The organism is Chromatiaceae bacterium (genome assembly GCA_016714645.1).
Classification (GTDB): Bacteria; Pseudomonadota; Gammaproteobacteria; order Chromatiales; family Chromatiaceae; genus M0108.
In genome coordinates, this window is sequence record JADKCI010000001.1 from 939,097 (window position 1) to 960,622 (window position 21,526).

Annotated in this window: 12 protein-coding genes; 5 read left to right on the forward strand and 7 right to left on the reverse strand. The window is 65.6% G+C overall.

The window, feature by feature from the left end:
* Window positions 1-8: 8 nt before the first annotated feature.
* Window positions 9-3,200: an efflux RND transporter permease subunit gene (locus IPN92_04395; protein ID MBK8637543.1), complete on the forward strand. Its 3,192-nt coding sequence runs from the start codon at window positions 9-11 to the stop codon at window positions 3,198-3,200.
* A gap of 294 nt (window positions 3,201-3,494) precedes the next feature.
* The gene (locus IPN92_04400; protein ID MBK8637544.1) at window positions 3,495-4,916 is read left to right on the forward strand and encodes a nucleotide sugar dehydrogenase; all 1,422 of its coding nucleotides are present in this window, start codon (window positions 3,495-3,497) and stop codon (window positions 4,914-4,916) included.
* Window positions 4,917-4,976: 60 nt separating this feature from the next.
* On the opposite strand, the gene IPN92_04405 is transcribed toward IPN92_04400, so the two are convergent.
* The 4 genes from IPN92_04405 to IPN92_04420 are packed head-to-tail and all read right to left on the reverse strand — an operon-like array spanning window position 4,977 to window position 9,458.
* Window positions 4,977-6,611, reverse strand: a complete 1,635-nt coding sequence (locus tag IPN92_04405) for an NAD(P)-binding protein (protein ID MBK8637545.1) — start codon at window positions 6,609-6,611, stop codon at window positions 4,977-4,979.
* Window positions 6,608-7,612, reverse strand: a complete 1,005-nt coding sequence (locus IPN92_04410; protein MBK8637546.1) for a pyruvate ferredoxin oxidoreductase — start codon at window positions 7,610-7,612, stop codon at window positions 6,608-6,610. The genes IPN92_04405 and IPN92_04410 overlap by 4 nt, the downstream gene beginning before the upstream one ends.
* A gap of 11 nt (window positions 7,613-7,623) precedes the next feature.
* A complete protein-coding gene (gene porA, locus IPN92_04415) occupies window positions 7,624-8,877 on the reverse strand; it encodes a pyruvate ferredoxin oxidoreductase (GenBank protein MBK8637547.1) in 1,254 nt (417 codons plus the stop codon).
* Window positions 8,877-9,458, reverse strand: a complete 582-nt coding sequence (locus tag IPN92_04420; GenBank protein ID MBK8637548.1) for a 2-oxoacid:acceptor oxidoreductase family protein — start codon at window positions 9,456-9,458, stop codon at window positions 8,877-8,879. The genes porA and IPN92_04420 overlap by 1 nt, the downstream gene beginning before the upstream one ends.
* Before the next feature lie 478 nt (window positions 9,459-9,936).
* Between IPN92_04420 and IPN92_04425 the strand changes: the two genes are divergently transcribed.
* Window positions 9,937-11,484: an ATP-binding protein gene (locus tag IPN92_04425; GenBank protein ID MBK8637549.1), complete on the forward strand. Its 1,548-nt coding sequence runs from the start codon at window positions 9,937-9,939 to the stop codon at window positions 11,482-11,484.
* Between the two features lie 72 nt (window positions 11,485-11,556).
* Here the strand turns inward: IPN92_04425 and IPN92_04430 are convergent, their stop codons facing one another.
* The 3 genes from IPN92_04430 to IPN92_04440 all read right to left on the reverse strand — a co-directional run bounded on the left by IPN92_04430 (window position 11,557) and on the right by IPN92_04440 (window position 16,636).
* Window positions 11,557-12,804 carry an anion transporter gene (locus IPN92_04430; GenBank protein MBK8637550.1) on the reverse strand — a complete coding sequence of 416 codons (1,248 nt, stop codon included), beginning with the start codon at window positions 12,802-12,804 and terminating at the stop codon, window positions 11,557-11,559.
* Window positions 12,805-12,817: 13 nt separating this feature from the next.
* Window positions 12,818-15,517, reverse strand: coding sequence for a cation-transporting P-type ATPase (locus IPN92_04435; GenBank protein ID MBK8637551.1), 2,700 nt, complete (start codon window positions 15,515-15,517; stop codon window positions 12,818-12,820).
* A 105-nt stretch (window positions 15,518-15,622) separates the two neighbouring features.
* On the reverse strand, window positions 15,623-16,636 hold the full coding sequence (locus tag IPN92_04440; GenBank protein ID MBK8637552.1) for an FAD:protein FMN transferase: 1,014 nt from the start codon (window positions 16,634-16,636) through the stop codon (window positions 15,623-15,625).
* A gap of 216 nt (window positions 16,637-16,852) precedes the next feature.
* On the opposite strand from IPN92_04440, the gene IPN92_04445 reads away from it, so the two are divergent.
* Window positions 16,853-20,281, forward strand: a complete 3,429-nt coding sequence (locus IPN92_04445; protein MBK8637553.1) for a glycosyltransferase — start codon at window positions 16,853-16,855, stop codon at window positions 20,279-20,281.
* Window positions 20,278-21,468, forward strand: coding sequence for a beta-mannanase (locus tag IPN92_04450; GenBank protein ID MBK8637554.1), 1,191 nt, complete (start codon window positions 20,278-20,280; stop codon window positions 21,466-21,468). The genes IPN92_04445 and IPN92_04450 overlap by 4 nt, the downstream gene beginning before the upstream one ends.
* Window positions 21,469-21,526 lie beyond the last annotated feature (58 nt).

Genomic DNA, 21,526 nt, shown 5'->3' on the forward strand with positions numbered 1-21,526 from the left:
GCCTGCCCATGATCGCCCGCCTCATCCAGGGGTCCCTGCACCACCGCTTCCTGGTCATCAGCGGTTTCCTCGCCCTGTGCGCCTGGGGACTGGTGGCGATCAACCGGGTACCGATCGACGCCATCCCCGACCTCTCGGAGAATCAGGTCATCGTTTACGCCGACTGGCCGGGGCGTTCACCCCAGGAGGTCGAGGATCAGATCACCTACCCGCTCTCGGTCTCCTTGCAGGGCCTCGCCGGGGTCAAGACGGTGCGGGCCAGTTCGATGTTTGGCTTCTCCTTTCTCACCGTCATCTTTGCCGACGCGGTCGATGTCTATTTTGCCCGCACCCGGGTCCTGGAACGCCTCAATTCCCTGGGTGACCTGCTGCCCCAGGGCGTGACGGCGCGGCTCGGACCCGATGCCACCGGGCTTGGCTGGGTCTTTCAGTACTATCTCAAGGACGAGTCGGGCACTCAGGACCTGGGTTCGCTGCGCACCATTCAGGATACCTATGTCCGCTATCAGCTCGCCGCCGTGCCGGGGGTGGCCGAGGTCGCCAGCATGGGCGGCTTCGTGCGCCAGTATCAGATCGAGGTCTCGTCCCTCAAGCTGAAGCAATATGGCGCTACCCTGGGCGAGGTCATGGACGCCGTGGCCGCGAGTAACCTCAATGTCGGCGGCAAGACCATCGAGGAGAATGGCGCCGAGTTCGTGGTGCGCGGGGTGGGCCTGGTGCGGGATATCGCCGACCTGGAGCAGATCCCGGTGTTGCCCCGCAACGGTACGCCCCTCTATCTGCGCGATGTCGCCACCCTCCAGGTCGGGGGCGATTTCCGCCGCGGGGCCCTCGATGTCGATGGGCGGGAGGTCGTGGGCGGCATCGTGGTGATGCGATACGGCGAGAATGCCTACCAGGTCATCCAGGATGTCAAGGCCCGGATCGCCACTCTGGCGCCCGGCCTGCCCCCCGGCATCAGCCTGGTGGCCTTCTACGACCGCAGCGACCTGATCGGGCGTGCCATCACCACCCTGAAGGAGGCCCTGACCGAGGAAATCCTCCTCGTCATCCTGATGCACATCCTCTTTCTCTTCCATTTCCGCAGCATCCTGATCGTCACCCTGCCGCTGCCGGCCTCCATCCTCATCGCCTTCATCCTGATGGACCAGTTTGGCATCGCCGCCAACATCATGTCCCTGACGGGCATCGCCATCTCCATCGGCGTCCTGGTCGATGCCGGCATCGTCATGACCGAGAACGTCATCCGGCACTGCGAGCGCGCCGAGGCGGCCCTGCGGCGGCGGCTCACGCCCGCCGAGGTCTTTGCCCAGACCCTGACGGCCGCCACCCAGGTGGGCCGGCCCCTGGTCTTCTCCATGCTGATCATCATCCTGGCCTTCGTGCCGGTCTTCCTGCTGACCGGCCAGGAGGGCAAGCTCTTTCACCCCCTCGCCTACACCAAGACCTTCGCCCTGATCGGCGCCACCCTGCTGGCGGTGACGGCGGTGCCGGTCTTCTGCACCCTGCTGGTGCGGGGGCCGCTCCAGCCCGAGGACCAGAATTGGCTGATGAAGGGGCTGCTGCGGCTCTATGACCCGGCGCTGGACTGGGCCCTCGGCCACCGCAAGGCCGTGCTGGGGCTCGCCGCCAGCCTGCTCGCCGTCTGCCTGGTCATCGCCCTGGGCCTGCCCCGGGCGGTCAACGAGCGGCTGCCTGAGTCCGTCGCGCGTCATACCCAGGGGTTCGGCAGCGAGTTCATGCCCACCCTGGAGGAGGGCTCCCTGCTCTTCATGCCGGTCCTGCTCCCCGCCACCGCCCTGACCGAGGTCAAGCGCATCATGGCCTGGCAGGACCAGGTGATCCGCGCCCACCCGGCCGTCGTCTCGGCGGCGGGCAAGCTGGGGCGAGCCACCACCGCCACCGATCCGGCCCCGGTGGAGATGATCGAGACCACCATCCAGCTCAAGCCCCGCGACCAGTGGCCAGCCGGGACCACCAAGGCCTCCATCATTGCCGACCTCTCGGCGGAGCTGATGAACCTGCCCGGCTATGTGCCCGGCTTTCTCCAGCCGATCGAGAATCGCATCCTCATGACCAGCACCGGCATCCGCGCCCAGGTCGGGGTCAAGCTCTTTGGCGATGACCTGGACGCCCTCCAGCGGAAGGCCTTTGAGGTCGAACGGGTGATCAACGGGGTGCGGGGAGCGGTAGGGGTGGCCCCCTCGCGCGTGCAGGGCAAGCCCTATCTGGAGATCGCCGTGCGCCGCGACCAACTCGGCCGCTATGGGCTCAGCGTTCAGGAGGTGTTCCGGCAGGTGGAGGCCGGGATCGGCGGGGCCACCGTCGGCACTACCCTCAAGGGCCGCGAGCGCTGGCCGCTGCAGGTGCGCCTGGAACAGGGGGAGCGCGGCGACATCGACCGGCTGGGTGAGATCCTGGTGACCACCCCGGCCGGGGCCACCGTCCAGTTGCGCCAGGTGGCCGACATCAAGCGGGTGGTCGGACCCAACGAGATCCAGAGCGAGAACGGCCGGCTGCGGGTCTTCGTCCAGGCCAATGTCCGCGACCGCGACCTGGGAACCTTCGTCGAAGACATCAAGGAACGCATCGCCAGCCAGGTCAGCCTGGCCCCGGGCATGTCGATTGAATACTCGGGCCAATACGAGCACCAGTTGCGGGCCCGCCAGACCCTCCTCTATGTCTTCCCCGCCGTCATCCTGATTATTTTCGGGGCCCTGGTGATGACCTTCCGCTCGGTGGGGGAGGCGGCCCATGTCCTGCTGGCGGTGCCCTTTGCCCTCACCGGTGGCGTCCTGCTCCAAGCCTGGATGGGCTTTAACTTTAGCGTTGCCGTCTGGGTCGGCTATATCGCCCTGTTCGGTACCGCCATCCAGACCGGCGTCATCATGGTCACCTATCTGGAGGAATCGGTTCAGGCGGCGCGCCAGCGCCTGGGGCGGGCCCTCACCCGCGAGGAGCTGACCCAGGCCGTCAAGGCGGGCGCCCGCCTTCGCCTGCGCCCCAAGGTCATGACCGTCGCCACCACCATCGCCTCCCTAACCCCCATCTTTTGGCTCCAGCGCACCGGTGTGGAGATCATGCAGCCCCTGGCCACCCCCGTGGTTGGTGGCATGATCTCCAGCCTGGTGCACATCCTCATTGTCACGCCCGTCATCTTTCTTTGGTTACGGGAGCGAGGGGGAGCAAGTCAGGTTTAAGCCAGTGCCTCCCTCAGGCTCAATTAAGCCCGGTCCCCAGCCTTGACATGAAAGTCACAGGTCGTCCTGAAAGAGACTATCTGATGTCATGTCACAAGGTGATATGTCAGAACCCCTGTGATTAAATACCAGTTTTACTAGCTCCGGGCATTTCTCCTGCCCATCTCGGCGGGCCCCGCCCAAGCCCGGCGGGAATTGCTGTGCCTACTATTGCTGGGTTGGGTTCTTGATCCTGTTCCGGTTATTATTTTCGACTTTCCCTCGTCGCTTGCGCGCATCAGTCTAGCTGCCATCATGACCGAAAACCTCGCTCACCTCACTGCCCCCGACACCCCGCTCGCCATTATCGGCCTGGGCTACGTCGGCCTGCCGCTCGCGGTCGAATTCGGTCAGCACCGCCCCGTGGTCGGCTTCGACATCAACGCCGGGCGCATCGCGGAACTGCAAGCGGGCCACGACGGCACCCGCGAGGTCACCCCCGCCGCCCTGGCCGCCGCCCGGCAACTGCGTATCACCCATGACCTGGAGGCCTTGCGCGCCTGCCGCATCTTCATCGTCACCGTCCCTACCCCGGTGGATGAGTACAAGCGCCCCGACCTCACGCCCCTGCTCAAGGCCTCCGCCACCGTCGGCCAGGTCCTTAAGCCCGGCGACCTGGTCATTTACGAATCCACCGTCTATCCCGGCTGCACCGAGGACGATTGCGCCCCGGTGCTGGAGCGGGTGTCCGGGCTCAAGTATCTTTCCTCCCCCTCTCCCCAACCCTCCCCCGCCAGGGAGGAGGGAGCAGGAAGTCACACCGCCGCGCCGTCTTCACCCCCCTCCCCCTTGGCGGGGGAGGGGCCGGGGGAGAGGGGGCATGAACCCCAGGTCTTCCACCTCGGCTACAGCCCCGAACGCATCAACCCCGGTGACCACGACCACCGCCTCACCACCATCAAAAAGGTCACCAGCGGCTCCAGCCCCGAGATCGCCGCCATCGTCGATGCCCTTTACCGCCAGATCATCGTCGCCGGCACCCACCCCGCCAGCAGCATCCGCGTCGCCGAGGCCGCCAAGGTCATCGAGAACACCCAGCGCGACCTCAACATCGCCCTCATGAACGAGCTGGCCCTCATCTTCGGGCGGCTCGGCATCGACACCCTGGAGGTGCTGGAGGCGGCCGGTAGCAAGTGGAATTTCCTGCCCTTCCGCCCCGGCCTGGTTGGCGGCCACTGCATCGGCGTCGATCCCTACTATCTGACCCACAAGGCCATCGCCATCGGTTACCACCCCGAGGTCATTCTCGCCGGCCGCCGCATCAATGACCGCATGGGCGCCCATGTCGCCGAGACCGTCGTCAAGCTCATGCTCGGCCATGGCATCGGCGTCTGTAACAGCCGCATCCTGGTCCTGGGCCTTGCCTTCAAGGAGAACTGCCCGGACCTGCGGAATACGCGGGTCATCGATATCATCGACGCCCTGCGTGACTACAGCATCGCGGTGGATTGTTTCGATCCCTGGGTGGATCGCGCCGAGGCCAGGCACGAATACGGCATCGACTGCCTGGCGGCCCTGCCCGCGCCCGGCGGTTACGATGCCGTCATCCTGGCCGTTGCCCACCGCGACTTCACCGCGATGGGCTCCGAAGCCATCAGGGCCCTGGGCAAGGCCAGGTCCATCCTTTATGACGTCAAGTCCATTCTGCCGGCGGGGGCCGTGGATGGGCGCCTATAGGCCGGCCCTTAACTCGGAACGGATCAGAGGCGTTTCAAAACCACGGGGTGGGCCACGCCCTCAGATCTCCTCCGGAACCATCTTGATGGCGCCGCAGGGGCACTCCGAAACACAGATGCCGCAGCCCTTGCAGTAGTCGTAGTTGAACCGGAAGCGGTTGCCGGGACCCAGCTTGATTACGGCGTTGTCGGGGCAGACGCCGTAGCAGTTATCGCATTCAAAGCAGTTACCGCAACTCATGCAGCGCCGGGCCTCGAAGAGGGCGTTGCCTTCGTCGAGGTTGCCGACGACCTCGGCGAAGCCCGTGGTGCGCCGGACCAGGTCGAGCAGGGGGCTGATGGTGCGCGGCGCGTCCGAGTAGTACCAGGTATTCAGCTTGTTGAAGTCGGCGATCTCCGCCTTCGGCTTGGGCGTGTATTTCGTCCCGCGCAGATAGGCGTCGATGTTGCGCGCCGCCTTCTTGCCGAGCCCGATGGCGGCGGTGGCGTTACGCGCCCAGGGGATCATGTCGCCGCCAGCGAAGACACCGGCCGCGCCGGTCATCAGGTCGGTGCCTACCTGGACGGCGCCGTCGGCGATCACCAGGCCGGGGAGCTGGTCGAAGGCCGAAAAATCGCCGGTCTGGCCGAAGGCCTGGACCAGGACGTCCGCCTCGATGGTGGTGGTCTGGCCGGTCCGCAGGATGCCGCTGCCCTCGCCGGGGACCATGGTCTCCAGGGTCAGGGTGTGGCCGTCGATGCCGATGATCTGGCGCAAGTTGAGCAGCTTGATGCCTTCCTCGAGACCCTCGCTGATCTCGCCGGGGTGGGCGGGCATGTACTCGCGGGCCCGGCGGACGATGACGGTGACCGAGATGGCCCCCAGGCGGATCGCCGACCGGGCCACGTCGATAGCCGTGTTGCCGCCCCCATTGACCACTACGTGCCCAAAGAGGGCGACCGGGTCCTCCAGTTCCACCGCGCGCAGCACGCTGATGGCGTCAAGAACCGGCAGATCCCCCCGTTGCGGAATATCCACCTTTTGCCCCTCTTGCAGGCCGACGGCGAGGAAGCAGGCCGCGAAGTCGCCCTCCCGCAGGGTTTGGGCGACGTCCGTGATGCGGCTGTTGAGGCGGATATCCACGCCCATGTCCTTGATGCGCAGGATCTCGGCGTTCAGTTTCTCGCGCGGCATCCGGTACTTGGGGATGCCATAGCGGATCATGCCGCCCGCCTTGGGGCTGGCCTCGAAGACGGTGACGGCATGCCCCATCCGGGCCAAATGGTAGGCCGCCGAGAGGCCGCTGGGGCCGGCGCCCAGGACCATGACCTTCTTGCCGGTGGGCTTGCCCGGGGCCACCGTCCAGCCGTACTTGAGGGCCTGGTCGCCCAGGAAGCGCTCGACGGAGTTGATGCCGACGGGCAGGTCGACCTTGCCGCGGTTGCAGGCGCCTTCGCAGGTGTGATAACAGACACGGCCCATGATCGCCGGGAAGGGGTTCTCTTCCATGATCTTGCGCCAGGCCTGCTCGTAGTTGCCCTCCTCGGCGAGGTACAGCCAGCTCTGGATGTTTTCGCCCGCCGGGCACTGGTTGTTGCAGGGCGGCAGGCGGTCGAGATAGACGGGGCGCGCGGTGCGCCAGGAGCCGGTCTTATTGGCGAGCGAGGAGCCGACATTGAGGGTGATGGCAAAGGGCTTGTTCTTGACGGTACTCATCGGTTCACCCCCTCTTCGAGTAGGCCAAACTTTTTGATATTGCGGTCGGCCATGGCCTGGATCTTGGCGATGACCTTGGTGGCGGGCGTCTTACCGAAGAGGTGCGCGTAGCGCCGCTGCGGCCGCATGTATTCCTCCACCGGGATCTGTTTGCGGATTTTGGAGACGCTGACCACCTCGCCGTTCTCGGCCTCATAGACCGGGAAGAGGCCGCATTCCTTGACCATGCGCGCCAGTTGGATGGTCTCGTTGGAGGCGGAACCCCAGCCGAGGGGGCAGGGGACGAAGATGTGGATGTACTTGGCCCCGCGAATGCCGATAGCCCGCTTGACCTTGTACTCCAGGTCGCGCAGGTCGGCGACGGTGGCGGTGGCGACGTAGGGGATGCCGTGGGCCATGGCGATCAGGGGGACATTCTTGCCCTGGCCGAAGACATTGCCCGGCTCGGGGCCGACCGGCATGGTCGTCGCGGTGCGCACCGCCGGCGGCGTCGCCGAGGAGCGCTGCACGCCGGTGTTCATGTAGGCCTCGTTGTCGTAGCAGATATAGAGGACGTCGTCGTTGCGCTCGAACATGCCGGACAGGCAGCCAAAGCCGATGTCGGTGGTGCCACCGTCGCCACCCTGGGCGACGATGCGGACATCCGAGCGGCCCTTGATGCGCATCGCCGCGGCGATGCCGGTGGCGACGGCGGCGGTATTGCCGAACAGGGAATGAATCCAGGGGATCTGCCAGGAGGTCTCTGGATAGGGCGTCGAAAAGACCTCCAGGCAGCCGGTGGCATTGGCGGCGATCAGTTGCCGATCCGAGGCGACCATGGCCGCGTCGATGGCGTAGCGCGCGCCGAGGGCCTCGCCGCAGCCCTGACAGGCGCGGTGGCCGGAGTTGAGGGAATTGGTGCGGACCTGGGTGGCCTGGACCGAGCGGTTGTCCTGGTCAAGCAGGCGGTTACCGACGGTGAAGGTGCCGGTCTGGTAAAAGCGGACGGGTTGAAATGACATAGGGGTCCCTCTCAGGCGATCTTGGAAGCGACCGTGCCGACCTCGCGCAGGATGTTCTCGGCGGTCGGGCCGGAACGGCGTGATTGACGCTCGCGCTCGAGCACCCGGTCAACGACGGCGTGGTCGAGGTCCAGGAAGGTCATGGCCTCAAGCTGGTCGGCCATGCCCTCCCGGAAAATGCGGGCGAGACTGTCCTTGGTGATGGCGCGGCCACCGAGACCGGCGATGATGTCCCGGACCGGCTGACCCGTGCCATCGAGCGCCAACCGCACGTTGGTGGCGACGATACCGCCCACGCCGATGGCGAAACACTTTTCGACGACCAGCACCCGCTTGGCATCCCGCAGCAGGTAGCGGGTGGCGTCCAGGGGGAAGGGGCGGAAGGTGGTGATGCCGACGACGCCGATCGGGTGGCCGGCCTCCCGCAGTTCATCCACCGTATCCTTGATGGTGCCGAGGACCGAACCCAGGGCCACGACGATGGTTTCCGCGCCTTCGACCCGGTAGGGGCGAATCAGGCCACCGGCCTCGCGGCCCAGCATGGCCTTGAATTCCGCCGCGACCCGCGGGATCAGATCCAGCGCCCGGAGTTGCTTGAGGTGGGCCAGGTAGCGCACCTCGGTGTAGGCCTCGGGGCCGACCATGGCCCCGATCGACAGGGGCGCCGCCGGGTCGAGCACCTGGCGCGGCTCGAAGGGTGGCAGGAAGTTGTCCACCTGCTCCTGGTTCGGGACATCGATGCGCTCGTAGGCGTGGGTCAGGATGAAGCCGTCCATGCACACCATCACCGGCAGCGACAGCTCCTCGGCGATCTTGAAGGCCTGGATGTGCAGGTCCAGGGCCTCCTGGTTGGTCTCGGCGAAAAGCTGGAGCCAGCCGCAATCGCGCTGGCTCATGGAATCGCTGTGATCGTTCCAGATATTGATCGGGGCGCCGATGGCGCGGTTGGCCACGGTCATGACGATCGGCAGGCCCAGGCCGGAGGCGTTATAGACGGCCTCCACCATGAAGAGCAGGCCTTGGGAGGCGGTAGCCGTGTAGGTGCGGGCGCCGGCGGCGGAGGAGCCGATCGCCACGGACATGGCGGCGAATTCCGATTCGACGTTGATGAATTCGGCGCGCAGGTCGCCGGATTTCACCATCTCCCCCAGGCCCTCGACGATGTGGGTCTGGGGGCTGATGGGATAGGCGCAGATGACCTCGGGCCGGCAGAGGGCAACCGCCTCGGCGACCCCGTGGGAACCTTCGATTTGTTTGAGGGCCATTAGGCGATCTCCCCTGGCGAGCGTTTGCCTTTGACGAATTCGAACGCGGCGGTGGCCGCGGCGATGTTGCCTTCGGCGACCTTGCCGGAGAATTTGTCGCGGATCGCCGAGATGACCGCGGCGAGGCTGATGGCCGCCGAGAGCCCGGCGAAGGCGCCGAGCAGCACGGCGTTGGGCAGGGGCCGCCCCAGGTGCTTCATGGCGATTTCCGTCGCCGGGACGCAGGCATGGCGATCGGCGCGCAGCTTGGTGGCCACCTCGCCGATGTCCAGATCCTCGAAGCTCTTGCTGGAGTTGATCAGGACATAGCCATCGGGCTTGAGGCCCTGAAAGACGTCAACCTGGTGGAGCAGGGTCGGGTCCTGGATGATGATGGCGTCCGGGGCCATGATGGGCTCGCGCAGCCGGATCTCCCGGTTATCGATGCGGCAGAAGGCGACGACCGGGGCGCCGGTGCGCTCCGAACCGAAGCTGGGGAAGGCCTGGGCGTGCTTGCCTTCGAGAAAGGCGGCGATCGAGAGCATTTCGGCGCCGGTGACGACGCCCTGGCCCCCGCGGCCGTGAATGCGGACCTGAAACATGTCTCCTCCACTGAGGTGGGTTGGAAGCGACCCATTATCGCTCTGGCGCCGCCTTCTTGCGTGCCGATTCAGTGGCGCGATGCGACGGCGTTCCCCAGGGAATCGGGCTGGATATTTGTTTTATTTCGTAACTCGACCCCGTGTGGTCCTTGGGGGGGCAGATGCGGACAATGTTGCGTCATATGACCCCTAGATCGAGGCTGCGGTTCGCGTTGGATTCCGTCCAGATACCAGGTTACGAGATTGTTGTTACGGAACAGTGATGCACAGGAGGCCATGATTTCCCGGGGTGGTTGCTCAATCGTTGAGATCCCTGGGCTTCCGCATCGTCTTAACCTTGATCGCAAGCCGTGGTATTTCGCCTGCCTCGACGAGGAACCGCCATGAAGCTCATTTTGCGAGACATAGCAGGGTCAGGGCCTTGGGTGAAACCGGCGTGCTAGTTTAGACTTGGGGCTGCCAAGCACCGAGAAGTCCCATGACACGCAAGATCCTACCCATCGGCATCCAGGCCTTCCGGGAGATTCGGGAGCGCGACTGTTATTACGTCGATAAGACGGGTTACGCCCTGGACTTGATCGAGCAAGGCAAGTATTTCTTCCTGTCGCGTCCGCGCCGGTTCGGCAAATCCCTGTTCCTGGATACCCTGGGCGAGCTGTTTGCAGGCAATGAGCCGCTGTTTCGGGGGCTCTGGGCACATCCGCGCTGGGATTGGGGGCGGCGTCATCCGGTGATTCGTCTGAGCTTCGCCGAGGGGGTGATGCACAGCCGGGCCGAACTCGATCAGCGGATCGGCGAGATCCTGGCCGATAACGAGGCAAACCTCGGGGTACAAAGCCCACATCGGAGCCTGGCGGGCCGCTTTCTTGGCCTGATGCGCGCGGCCGAGGCCAAATATGGTGAGCGCGCAGTGGTCTTGGTCGATGAGTACGACAAACCCATCCTCGACAACCTGACCGCGCCCGAGATCGCACGCGCCATGCGCGATGGCTTGCGCAATCTATATTCAGTCATCAAGGGCGCGGACCCGCATTTGCGGTTCGCCTTTCTGACCGGTGTCTCGAAATTCAGCAAGGTCAGTCTCTTTTCCGGACTAAATAATCTCAATGATATCAGCATTGATGCCAAGTATTCGGCACTGTGCGGCTACACTGAGACGGACCTGAATGAGGTGTTTGCCCCGGAACTGCCGGGGCTCGACCGCGAACAGATCCGCGACTGGTACAACGGCTACAACTGGACGGGAGAGGCGGTTTACAACCCCTTCGACCTGCTGCTGCTGTTCGAAAAGCGCCAATTCCGCCCCTGGTGGTTCGAGACGGCCACTCCGACCTTTCTCGTGGACCTCTTGCTCGAGCGCCAGGTCTTTGTCCCCCGCCTGGAGCATCTGCTGGCCAGCGAGCAACTGCTTTCCGCCTTCGACGTGGATCGGATTGCCACGGAGGCCCTCTTGTTCCAGACCGGCTATCTCACCATCGACTCGGTCCGCCAACTCGGCCCCGTGATCCAATATCGACTGCGCTACCCGAACCAGGAGGTCCGCGCTGGCTTGAACGGCGCCCTGTTGGAGCAGCTTGCCGTCCGTTCCGATGCCACGATGGAAAATGTCGGTCGACTCTACGATCTGCTCCTGGCCAACGACTTTGCGGGACTCGAACGGCTGTTTACCGCCTTTTTCGCCGGCATCCCCTCGGACTGGTACCGCAACAACCCCATCGCCCGCTACGAAGGCTATTACGCGAGCGTCTTCTACGCCTATTTCGCTTCCCTTGGGCTGGCGATTGTCCCGGAGGAGAGCAGTAATGCCGGACGACTGGACATGGCGGTGCGTTTCAATCGTCAGATCTATCTATTTGAATTCAAAGTCGTGGCGCGGGAGCCCGAGGGCGGCGCATTGCGCCAGATTAAGGAGCGTGGCTACGCGGACAAATACCGCGCCTCGGGCTGTCCCTTGCATCTGATTGGCGTCGAATTTAGCCGCGAGCGGCGCACGGTGGTCGGTTTTGAGGTGGAGACCTGGGGTTAGCGACGGCGCGGCGCGCTGGTTAAGCATGGCTGCGCGCCGCATTCTGAATCCGCCCGCTCGGGCAAATCCTGCCTAACCCGGCCCTCCGCTCCATCGCCAGCCCAGGAAGGCCGCCGCGATGCCCAGGGTCGCCAGGGTGACCGGAACGCCCACGCGGGCGTGGGTACGCCAGTCGATCGCCAGGCCCCGCCGTCCCGCCGCATCCGCCACGATGAGGTTGGCGATACTGCCTACCAACAACAGATTCCCCGCCAGGGTGCTGGCCAGGGCCAGGATCGGCCCCGCCAGGGGATCGGTCGCCAGGGGTAACAGCAGCATCACCGCTGGCACATTCGAGACCAGATTGCTGAGCAGCACCGCCGCCCCGAACAGGGGTCCCGGCGCTTCCAGCGGGACGCCCCCCGCCGCCATTGCCCTCACCGCCTCGGCTACCAGTCCGCTGTCCTGGAGGGCATGGTTGACCACGAACAGGCCCATGAAGAGCACCAGTAATTCCCAGTCCACCAGCCCGAGCATGTGGCGCGAATGCAGTTGGCGGCTGGTGAGCAGGATCCCGGCCCCCACCAGCGCCGCAGCCTCGCGGGGCCAGGAGGTGAAGAGGAAGACCCCCAGCAGGGCCCCGGCCACCAGCAGGCCCTTGGTGGTCTGCCAGCGGTTGAAGGCGGGCGCATCGGGGAGCCGCTGTCCCCGCGCTTCCTCCCGGGCCGGGACCAGCGCGGCCCAGTGCCCCCGTGCCTGCCAGGCGATGATGGCCCAGGTCGCCAGCAAGCCGAGCAGCACCGGTGCCAGCACCTGGGCCGCGTAGCCGCTGAAGGAGAGCCCCAGGGTGGCGCCAATCAGCATGTTCTGGGGGTTGCCGATGAGGGTGGCCGCCGACCCGACATTGGCCGCGCAGGCCAGCCCCAGCAGGAAGGGGAGGGGGTTAAGACCCCGCCGCCGGCAGGCGTCGATCAGGACCGGCGCCACCGCCAGACAGACGACGTCATTGCTGAACACCGCCGACAGGGCCCCGACCAGGGCGACCAGGGCCCCCAGCAGCAGCGGGGGCCCCAGGGGTAGCAACCCCAGCTTGAGGGTGACCCAGGCGTAGAAGCCCCCCAGCCGCAGTTGGGCCGATACCACCATGAAGGCAAACAGCAGGATCAGGGTCGGCAGGTGCAGGGCTTGCACCGCCGCCTCGATACTGACCGCCCCGACGCCTACCAGGGCGATGGCGCCCAGCAGGGCGACGCCGGTGCGGTCCAGTTGCAAAAAGGGCAGGCCGCCCAGGATCATGCCCAGATAGACGATGACGAAAATGACCAGGACGGCGGTGTTCATGCGGTCGGGTGCTTCAGCCTCCCCGAGTCCCCCGCCGTTGGTAACGGCTGATCAGGGCCTTTTCCCCCTCCACGATCAGGAGCAGCAGGACCCCAACGGCCAAAATCAGCAGCCAGGCGGTCAGGTCGATAGGGGCCGTGTGGAAGAGGGTCTGCATCAGGGGCAGGTAGGTGTAGCCCAGTTGCAGCAGCAGCAGGAAGGCGATGGCCTGGAGGGCCAGGCGGTTGCCCAGGAAGCCCTCGCGGTTGAGGATGGAGTCATGCAGGCGGCGGCAGTTGAAGAGGTAGAACATCTCCGCCACCACCAGGGCATTGACCGCCACGGTCCGCGCCGTGGCGATATCGGCGCCCCGCGCCGTTTCCCAGAGAAAGAGACCAAAGGAGGCCAGGGCCATCAGCAGGGTGACGAACAGAATGCGCCAGAGCATGAAGCCGTCCACCAGGGGCGTGGCCGGGTCACGGGGCGGGCGCCGCATGATGTTGGCCTCCGGCTTTTCCAGGGCGAAGGCCAGGGAGAGGGTGACGGCGGTCACCATGTTGACCCAGAGGATCTGCACCGGGGTGATGGGCAGGGTGGAGCCCAGGAGCACGGCCACCAGTACCATGGCGGCCTGGCCGGCGCTGACGGGCAGTACATAGATGACGGCCTTGCGCAGATTATCGTAAACGGTGCGGCCTTCCTCCACGGCGGCGGCGATGGTGGCAAAATTGTCGTCGGCCAGCACCACGGCCGCTGCCTCCTTGGCCGCCTCCGTGCCCTTGCGGCCCATGGCCACGCCCACGTCCGCCCGTTTCAGGGCCGGGGCGTCGTTGACCCCGTCGCCGGTCATGGCCACCACCTCGCCATTGGCCTGGAGGGCCTGGACCAGCCGCAACTTGTGCTCAGGACTGGCGCGGGCGAAGATATCCGTCTCCGCCGCCGCCTGCCGCAGGGCCTCGTCGTCCAGGGCCTCCACCTCGGCCCCGGTGAGGGCCCGGCCGTTGCCGATGCCCATGCGGGCGCCAATGGCCTGGGCGGTGACGCCGTGGTCGCCGGTGATCATCTTGACACGGATGCCGGCGGCCTGGCAGTTGGCCACGGCGCGGATGGCCTCCTCGCGGGGTGGGTCCATGATGCCCGCCAGCCCCAGTAGGGTGAGACCGCCGTCCAGGTCGGTGAACTCCAGTTCCGCCTTGCCCGGGGGCATGGCGGCGAAGGCCAGGGCTAGAACCCGCTGGCCGCTCTGCCCCAGGGTCTCCATCTGGCCCTGCCACCAGGGGAGATCGAGGGGCTGGTCCTCGCCGGCCTGGCGCTGATGGGCGCACCGCAGGAGCACCTCTTCCGGGGCGCCCTTGATGTAGGCAAAGGCATGGCCGCCGTGGTCGTGGTGCAGGGTGGCCATGAAGCGATGTTGGGATTCGAAGGGGATGACATCGCGGCGGGGCAGGGCCTCGGCCTCGAAAGAGGGGTCCAGGCCCATCTTGTAGCCCAGGGTGAGCAGGGCCCCCTCGGTGGGATCGCCCTCCAGGTGCCAGTCGCCCCCGGATTCCCGCAGGCGGGCGTCGTTGCAGAGCAGGGCGACACGGCCCATTTCCATGAGTGCCGGCACCTCCTCCAGGTCCAGTTCCCGGCCTTGGGCCGAGAAGCCACCCTGGGGCGCGTAACCCGTTCCTTGCACCTCGATGACCTGGCCGGCCATGACCAGGTGACCCACCGTCATCTCGTTTTTGGTCAGGGTTCCGGTCTTGTCGGAACAGATGACGGTGACCGCCCCCAGGGTCTCCACGGCGGGCATACGGCGCACGATGGCCCGGCGGGCGGCCATGCGTTGCACCCCCAGGGCCAGGGTGATGGTCATGATGGCGGGCAGGCCCTCGGGGATGGCGGCGACGGCCATGCCCACCGCGGCCAGGAACATGTCGGCGGCGCCCTGGCCGTGGACCAGCATACCAAAGCCCAGGGCGAAGGCGGCCAGGGCCAGGATGGTGATGGTGAGCCACTGGCCGAAGACCGCCATTTGCTTGAGGAGCGGGGTCATGACCCCGGCGACGTCCGCCAGCATGCGGCCGATGCGGCCGATCTCGGTGTTGTCGGCGGTGGCCACGACCAGGCCCCGGCCCTGGCCAAAGACCACCAGGGTGCCGGAGTAAGCCATGCAGACCCGGTCGCCGATGGGGGCGTCGGCGGCGACCGGGTCCGGGGATTTTTCCACCGGTTCCGATTCGCCCGTGAGGGCCGCCTCCTCGATGCGCAGGTTGCGGGTCTCGATCAGGCGCAGGTCGGCGGGGACCTTGTCCCCGGAGGCCAGGAGCACGATCTCGCCCGGCACCAGGTCCTCGGCGGCGATTTCCCGCCGTTGCCCCTCCCGGATGACGGTGGCTTGGAGCGAGAGCATGTTGCGGATGGCGTCCAGGGATTTTTCGGCCTTGCCCTCCTGGATGAAGCCAATCAGGGCGTTGATGAGGACTACGCCCAGGATGACCCCCGTATCGACCCATTCCCCCAGCAGGGCAGTGACCCCGGCGGCACCCAGCAGGACATAGATGAGGACGTTGTGGATTTGCAGAAGGAAGCGCATCAGGGGCCCGCGCTTCCGGGGGGGCGTGAGGCGATTGGGGCCGAAGCGGGCCAGGCGTTCCTGGGCTTCGGCCTCCGTCAGGCCCTCCCGCCTGGAGCCGAGTTCCTGGAAGCTGGTGGCGACGTCGTGCTGGTGCCAGAGGGGTGAGGGTGTCATGACAAACCTCCGCGGGGATCGAGGATGGGACAATTGGGGTTGGCGGATTATCGAAAATTGGATTTGGGGTTGCCCGCCGGAGTTCCCGGCCTGGTGGTCCGGTGCTCAGGGCTCCAGGTACCTGGCGAAGGCTGGGCTCAAGGTCTCCTTGAGCTGGTCCCCCTCCTGGTGGATGAACAGGGCCCGTAGCCCTTCCGCCTCGGCGATGCGCAACCCCTCGGTCTCGCCCACACAGAGGAGGGCGGTGGACCAGGCATCGGCCAGGGTCGGGTCCTCGTGCAGGACGGTAGTCGAGAGCAACCGATGGTTGACGGGCATCCCCGTTCGAGGGTCGATAATGTGGGAATAGGTCTTGCCATCGGCCTCGAAATAGTTGCGGTAGGTCCCCGAGGTCATGACGGCAATGCCGGCCTCCCGATGAAGCTCGAGGATGCGCTGGACCTCCCGGATCATGGGCCTTGGCTTCTCGACCGCCACGCGCCAGGCGCTGCCGTTGGCCTTGTGGCCCTTGACCTTCATCTCGCCGCCGATTTCGGCGAGGTAGTTGTGGATGCCCCGGTCCTCCAGCAGTTGGGCCATGGCGCCGATGGTGTAGCCTTGGGCGATGGAATCCAGGCTCAACCGCAGCTCCGGGTCGCGTTTGCGCAGCCGATCCTGGGTGGCATCGATCTCCAGCTTGTCCATGCCGATGTGGGCGAGGATGGCCTGGATCTCCGCGGGTTCGGGTAGGCGCTGCTCTTCGCGGGCGAAGCCCCAGAGTTCCGAGAGGGGTTGGACCGTTGGGTCGTAACAGCCCCCGGTCTTGTCATGGATCTCGCGGGCGAGGTGGGTGAGTTGGACGACCTCCGGCGAGAGGCTCTGCCAGTCCCGGGTCTCTTGCTGGTTGAAGCGGGCCAGTTCCGAATCCTCGCGCCAGTTGGAAAACCGCTCGTCTATTCGGCGAAACAGGGCCGCGACGGCCGTCCCGATCTCCTCCGGGTTGGCGGAGGTCCCGTCCAGGACCATTTTGAGGTGCCAACTGGTGCCTTGGGTATCCCCGGTCAAGAGGGTTTCGGTCGGCTGCTGGCAGGCGGACAGCAACAAAAAAGACAATAATACAATGTGGTTAGGGCGTTTCATGGGGGCGAGGTTTTTATCCACGGGCCAGCGAAAGTTCGCTTATTCTACGCGCCCCCTGTTATGGGATGGCGTTGCGCCTGATATAGTCACGTCGGTACCCTTCCACCCCTAGGAATCTCTCGCCATAATGCCGGCCAAGCAACGCAAGCAGACCGCCGCATGGCTCGCCGGCAGCCCCCTTACACCCATCAGCCCTGGGCGGTAGGATTAGGAAAGATGTCACTAGAACCCACAACCAGTGATCGGCGGGAGGGCCAACCGGGCTCCGAGGGCGCGGAATCCTTCGTCTTCCTTGATCGCCCAGGCAAGCGCTGGCCAAGATTCAAGCGCTATAGCCTGCTCCTGGGGGGGCTGGCGGCCTTAGGCATGGTCATTTTCATTCAGACGCTGTTCGTACCTTCGAGCCTCGGACTGCCCCCGGCGGCGGAACAGCTCAAAGCGCGGCTGCAGGCCCAGCCCCCGGTGGAACAGGCCCGTCGGGAGGCGGCCAAGCCCCTCTGGCTGGATTTCGCCAAGGAGCACAAGGGTCGGGGGTTGGCCGTGTCCGGCGCTGGGCCCACGGGTGACATCCGCCTGGGCTATTTCGAGACTTGGGACCCCGCCGCCCTCGCCTCCCTCAAGGCCCATGCCGACCAACTCACCCACCTGGCCCCCGACTGGCTCTACCTGGAGAATGGCCAGGGCGGGATCAAGCTGACCCAGTCCGAGGAGGTCCTGGAGCTGGCGCGAGAGGCGGGTCTGGCCCTCATTCCCCAACTGCGCAACCTGGATGCCAACGAGGTCTGGCAGCCCGAGGCGGTGGAGACCCTGCTGAATGGGCCCCTTGCCCAACAGGAACTCCTCGCGGCCAATCTGGTGGTGACCCTCCAGGAGGTCGGCGCGGCGGGCGTCCTCATCGACTGGCAGCAGATCGATCCCTACTACCGGGAGGCCCTGACCGCCTTGCTGGCCCGAGTGGCCGCGGCACTCCACGCTAATGATCTGGAGCTGTGGCTCAGTGTCCCGGCCCGCCGCCAATTGGTCCTGCTGGACCTGGAGCCCCTCGCCGCCCATGTCGATCGGTTCGTCGCCGCCCTCTACGACGAGAACGCCGAACTCAATCCGCCCGGTCCGGTGGCCTCCCAAACCTTCTTCAATGGTTGGCTCGGCACCTTGACCCAGGGCTATGGCCAGCCGGGCCAATGGGTGATCGGCATCGGTGCCTATGGTTACGACTGGCGGGAGGGTGACGAGGAGGCCAGTCTCATCAGTTTCGAGGACGCTATGGCCATGGCCGGGCGCTCGGCCCAGAAGGGCCTGGCCTTCGATTCGCCAACCCTGAATCCGCGCTTCCGGTACCAGGATCAGGACGCCGTCCACAATATCTGGTTTCTGGACGCCGTCACCTTCCTGAACCAGTTGCGGGCCACTCGGGCCAGTCAGGCCGGCGGCATCGCTATCTTCCGGCTGGGTACCGAGGACCCCGACATTTGGCCCGTCCTGGCCCTCGATCCCGCCAAGCCTCTTGCCCCGCTAGACCTCGCCCAGCTCGAAACCCTCAGCCCCGGCAATGCCATGGCCCATGTCGGCAAGGGCAGTCTCATTACCATCGACGACCACCGCGCCGATGGTCTCCGCCGCGTCACCCTTGACAAGAACAACCTGGCCAGCGCCCGCTACGAGAAGTTCCCCACATATCTGACACTGGTGCATGAGGGCGCGGGACCCCAGGATGCGGTTGCCATTACCTTCGACGATGGCCCGGACCCTGAATGGACCCCGGCCCTGTTGGATATCCTTAAAAGTGAGGGGGTGCGGGCGACCTTTTTCCTGATCGGCGCCAACATGGAGAAGCATCCCGAACTGGTTCAGCGGATTGTCCGCGAGGGGCACCTGATCGGTAACCACACCTACACCCACCCCAATATCGCCGAGGTCTCGGAGGAGAGGGCCAGGCTGGAGCTGAACGCCACTCAGCGCCTGATTGAATCCATTACTGGCCAGTCCACCATCCTCTTCCGGCCCCCCTACAACGCCGATACCAACCCCCATACCGTCGAGGAACTGGTGCCCATTGGCATTGCCCAGCGCATGGGTTATCTGACGGTGACCATGGATATCGATCCCGAGGACTGGGCTAAGCCGGGGGTGGAGACCATGCTCGAGCGTGTCCGCATGGGCCGGCGGGATGGGGGCAGCATCGTCCTGCTCCATGACGCGGGCGGCGACCGGACCCAAACGGTAGAGGTCTTGCCCGAGATCATCCACTACCTGCGGGCCAGGGGCGAGACCATCCTGCCGCTCTCCGAGATCCTGAAAATCCCGGCAGCGCAACTCATGCCCCCCGTGCCGGCCAATCAGCAGCCCATCATCCGTATGATCAGCGACGGCGGCTTCGAGATCATCCACGCCGTGAGCAATTTCCTCTGGGCCCTCTTGATCCTGGCCACCGCCCTGACCATCCTCAAGACCCTCATGGTGATTGGACTCGCCTTGCGTAGTCGCCGCGCCGAGCGCCTGGCTCGGGCCGCGTCCGACTGGCCGCCGCTTGAGTGTCCGCCCCCCTCCTGTCCGCCCGTGTCCGTGCTGGTGGCGGCCTATAACGAGGCCAAGGTGATTCGCCAAACGCTGAAAACCCTGCTTGCCACCCGCTATCCCGGACCCATGGAGGTGATCGTGGTCGATGACGGCTCCAGTGACGGGACCGGTGATATCGTCGCCGCCATGGTGAAGGAGGATGATCGCATTCGCCTGGTGCGCCAGGCCAATCTGGGCAAGGCCCGGGCCCTGATCAAGGGCCTCCAGGAGGTCAGACATGGGATCGTTGTCAGCCTGGATGCCGATACCCAGTTCGAGCCCGGCACCATCACCGAGCTGGTGCGGCCCTTCGCCGATCCCCGGGTCGGCGCCGTCTCCGGCCGGGCGCGGGTCGGTAACCTCGCAACCCTCTTTGCCCGCTTTCAGGCCCTGGAGTATTCCTGCGGCTTCAACCTGGACCGTCGGGCTTATGATCACTTGAACTGCATCACCGTGGTCCCCGGGGCGGTGAGCGCCTTCCGGCTGGACGCCATCCGGGCCGCGGGGGGGATCAGCACCGACACTCTGGCCGAGGATACGGACCTCACCCTGAGCCTGCACCGCCAGGGCTACCGCATCCGTTATGCCCCCCAGGCGGTGGCCTGGACCGAGGCCCCCGAGACCCCGCGCACCTTTGCCCGTCAGCGTTTCCGCTGGGCCTTCGGGACCCTGCAGTGCCTCTGGAAACACCGGGACCTGCTCTTCGCCCTGCGGCATGGCGCCCTGGGTTGGTTCAGCCTGCCCAATGCCTGGTTCTTCAATTTCGTGCTGGTGGCCATCGGGCTGCTGGTGGATGGGGTGCTGCTCGCGGCCCTCATTCTCAACCCGACCAATCTGCTGCTCTATATCTACTTTTTTATTTTCATCGCCTCGGACATGCTGCTGGCGGCGGTAGCCTATTGGATTGAGCGCGAACCCCTGCGCCAGGTTTGGCTCATCCTGCCGATGCGGATCATCTACCGGCCCGTCTTCAATTACGCTGTCGCCAAGGCCATCTTCAAGGCCCTTAAGGGGGTATGGGTGGGTTGGGGCAAACTGGATCGCACCGCCACGGTCGCCCAGGGCCTGACGGAGGGTAGGCGGGGATGAGTTTACCTCCGCTATACCCAGGCCGAGGCTGGCCCGCGCTGGCGTCGGCCAGGCTGCTGGGCATGCTGGCGCTGTTGGCGGTCCTGACGGGCTGTGGTCAGAGTGGTGAATCGGCGGATAAGCGGGTCCCGGCCGCGGTCATGCCCACGGGGCCAGTGGATCTCGTCCTGCCCAAGGACGCGGCTTATACGGGGGCCTATGTGGATTTTGGCGAGGGCGAGGGCGATGTCACCTATGACGCCCTCACGGACTTCGAGAAGCTGACCGGCAAACATCTCGCCATCGTCGCCTTTGGTAGCTTCTGGGGGGAGCAGCAGTTCCCCACCAAGGCCGCCAATATCATTGCCGCCTATGGGGCCGTGCCGCTGATCTTCTGGTCACCCTGGGATCGGCCCTATATGGAAAACCGCGGTCCAGACCGCTTCAAGGTCCCGAGCATCCTCGCGGGTCAATGGGACGCCTATATCGACCAATGGGCCGACGGGGCCAAGGCCCATGGCAAGCCCCTGCTCGTCACCTGGGGCCTGGAGGCTAACGGTAGCTGGTTCCCCTGGTCAGGCGTCTTGTACGGGGGTGGCGAGATTGTTGGCGAGGAGGAGGGGCGTACCCTTTACGCCGGCCCCGAGCTGGTGAAAAGGGCTAATCGCTACGTCATCGACCGTGTCAGGGCCCGGGGTGTCGATAACATTCTCTGGGGTTTTCATGCCAACAATGCCTCCCTGCCCAAGGAGCCCTGGAATGTGATGGCCAACTACTATCCCGGGGACGCCTACGCGGATTGGCTGGGACTGAGTGCCTACGGCAAACTGAATCGCTTCGACGGTTCGCCCTCCTTTAATGACGTCCTGGAGGATGCCTATCCCGCCTTGCACCGCATCAATCCCGATAAGCCCATGATTCTGGCCGAGTGGGGGGTGGGCGAATTTAAGCCCGGGGACAAGGCAGACTTCATCCGCGCCGCCTTCCCCGCCCTCAAGGACCCCTACCGCCTCTTCCGCGCCGCCGTCTTCTGGCATGAGCGCTGGGAGACCGAGGAAGGGACCTTCGCCAACCTGCGCGTCAACTCCTCCCCCGCGTCGCTGGAGGCTTATCGTGAGGGCGTAGCCGATCCCTACTGGCTGGACCGCCCCCAGTTCAGGCCTAGGGCGGCCAGCCCCGCGCCTCCAGGCCAGGACGCCAAGCTCTGATGGCGCGGCCGAGGCTCGGGAAGCATCCGCCATCCCCCTGATGCGACGCCAAGGCTGG

What these genes read in the sequence shown, in the direction of transcription:
- porA (MBK8637547.1), bottom strand. Translation starts at nt 8,877, where the DNA reads ATGGCCCTCAAACAAATCGAAGGTTCCCACGGGGTCGCCGAGGCGGTT.
- IPN92_04450 (MBK8637554.1), top strand. Translation starts at nt 20,278, where the DNA reads ATGAGTTTACCTCCGCTATACCCAGGCCGAGGCTGGCCCGCGCTGGCG.
- IPN92_04430 (MBK8637550.1), bottom strand. Translation starts at nt 12,804, where the DNA reads ATGAACACCGCCGTCCTGGTCATTTTCGTCATCGTCTATCTGGGCATG.
- IPN92_04410 (MBK8637546.1), bottom strand. Translation starts at nt 7,612, where the DNA reads ATGTCATTTCAACCCGTCCGCTTTTACCAGACCGGCACCTTCACCGTC.
- IPN92_04405 (MBK8637545.1), bottom strand. Translation starts at nt 6,611, where the DNA reads ATGAGTACCGTCAAGAACAAGCCCTTTGCCATCACCCTCAATGTCGGC.
- IPN92_04400 (MBK8637544.1), top strand. Translation starts at nt 3,495, where the DNA reads ATGACCGAAAACCTCGCTCACCTCACTGCCCCCGACACCCCGCTCGCC.
- IPN92_04420 (MBK8637548.1), bottom strand. Translation starts at nt 9,458, where the DNA reads ATGTTTCAGGTCCGCATTCACGGCCGCGGGGGCCAGGGCGTCGTCACC.
- IPN92_04435 (MBK8637551.1), bottom strand. Translation starts at nt 15,517, where the DNA reads ATGACACCCTCACCCCTCTGGCACCAGCACGACGTCGCCACCAGCTTC.
- IPN92_04395 (MBK8637543.1), top strand. Translation starts at nt 9, where the DNA reads ATGATCGCCCGCCTCATCCAGGGGTCCCTGCACCACCGCTTCCTGGTC.
- IPN92_04440 (MBK8637552.1), bottom strand. Translation starts at nt 16,636, where the DNA reads ATGAAACGCCCTAACCACATTGTATTATTGTCTTTTTTGTTGCTGTCC.
- IPN92_04445 (MBK8637553.1), top strand. Translation starts at nt 16,853, where the DNA reads ATGTCACTAGAACCCACAACCAGTGATCGGCGGGAGGGCCAACCGGGC.
- IPN92_04425 (MBK8637549.1), top strand. Translation starts at nt 9,937, where the DNA reads ATGACACGCAAGATCCTACCCATCGGCATCCAGGCCTTCCGGGAGATT.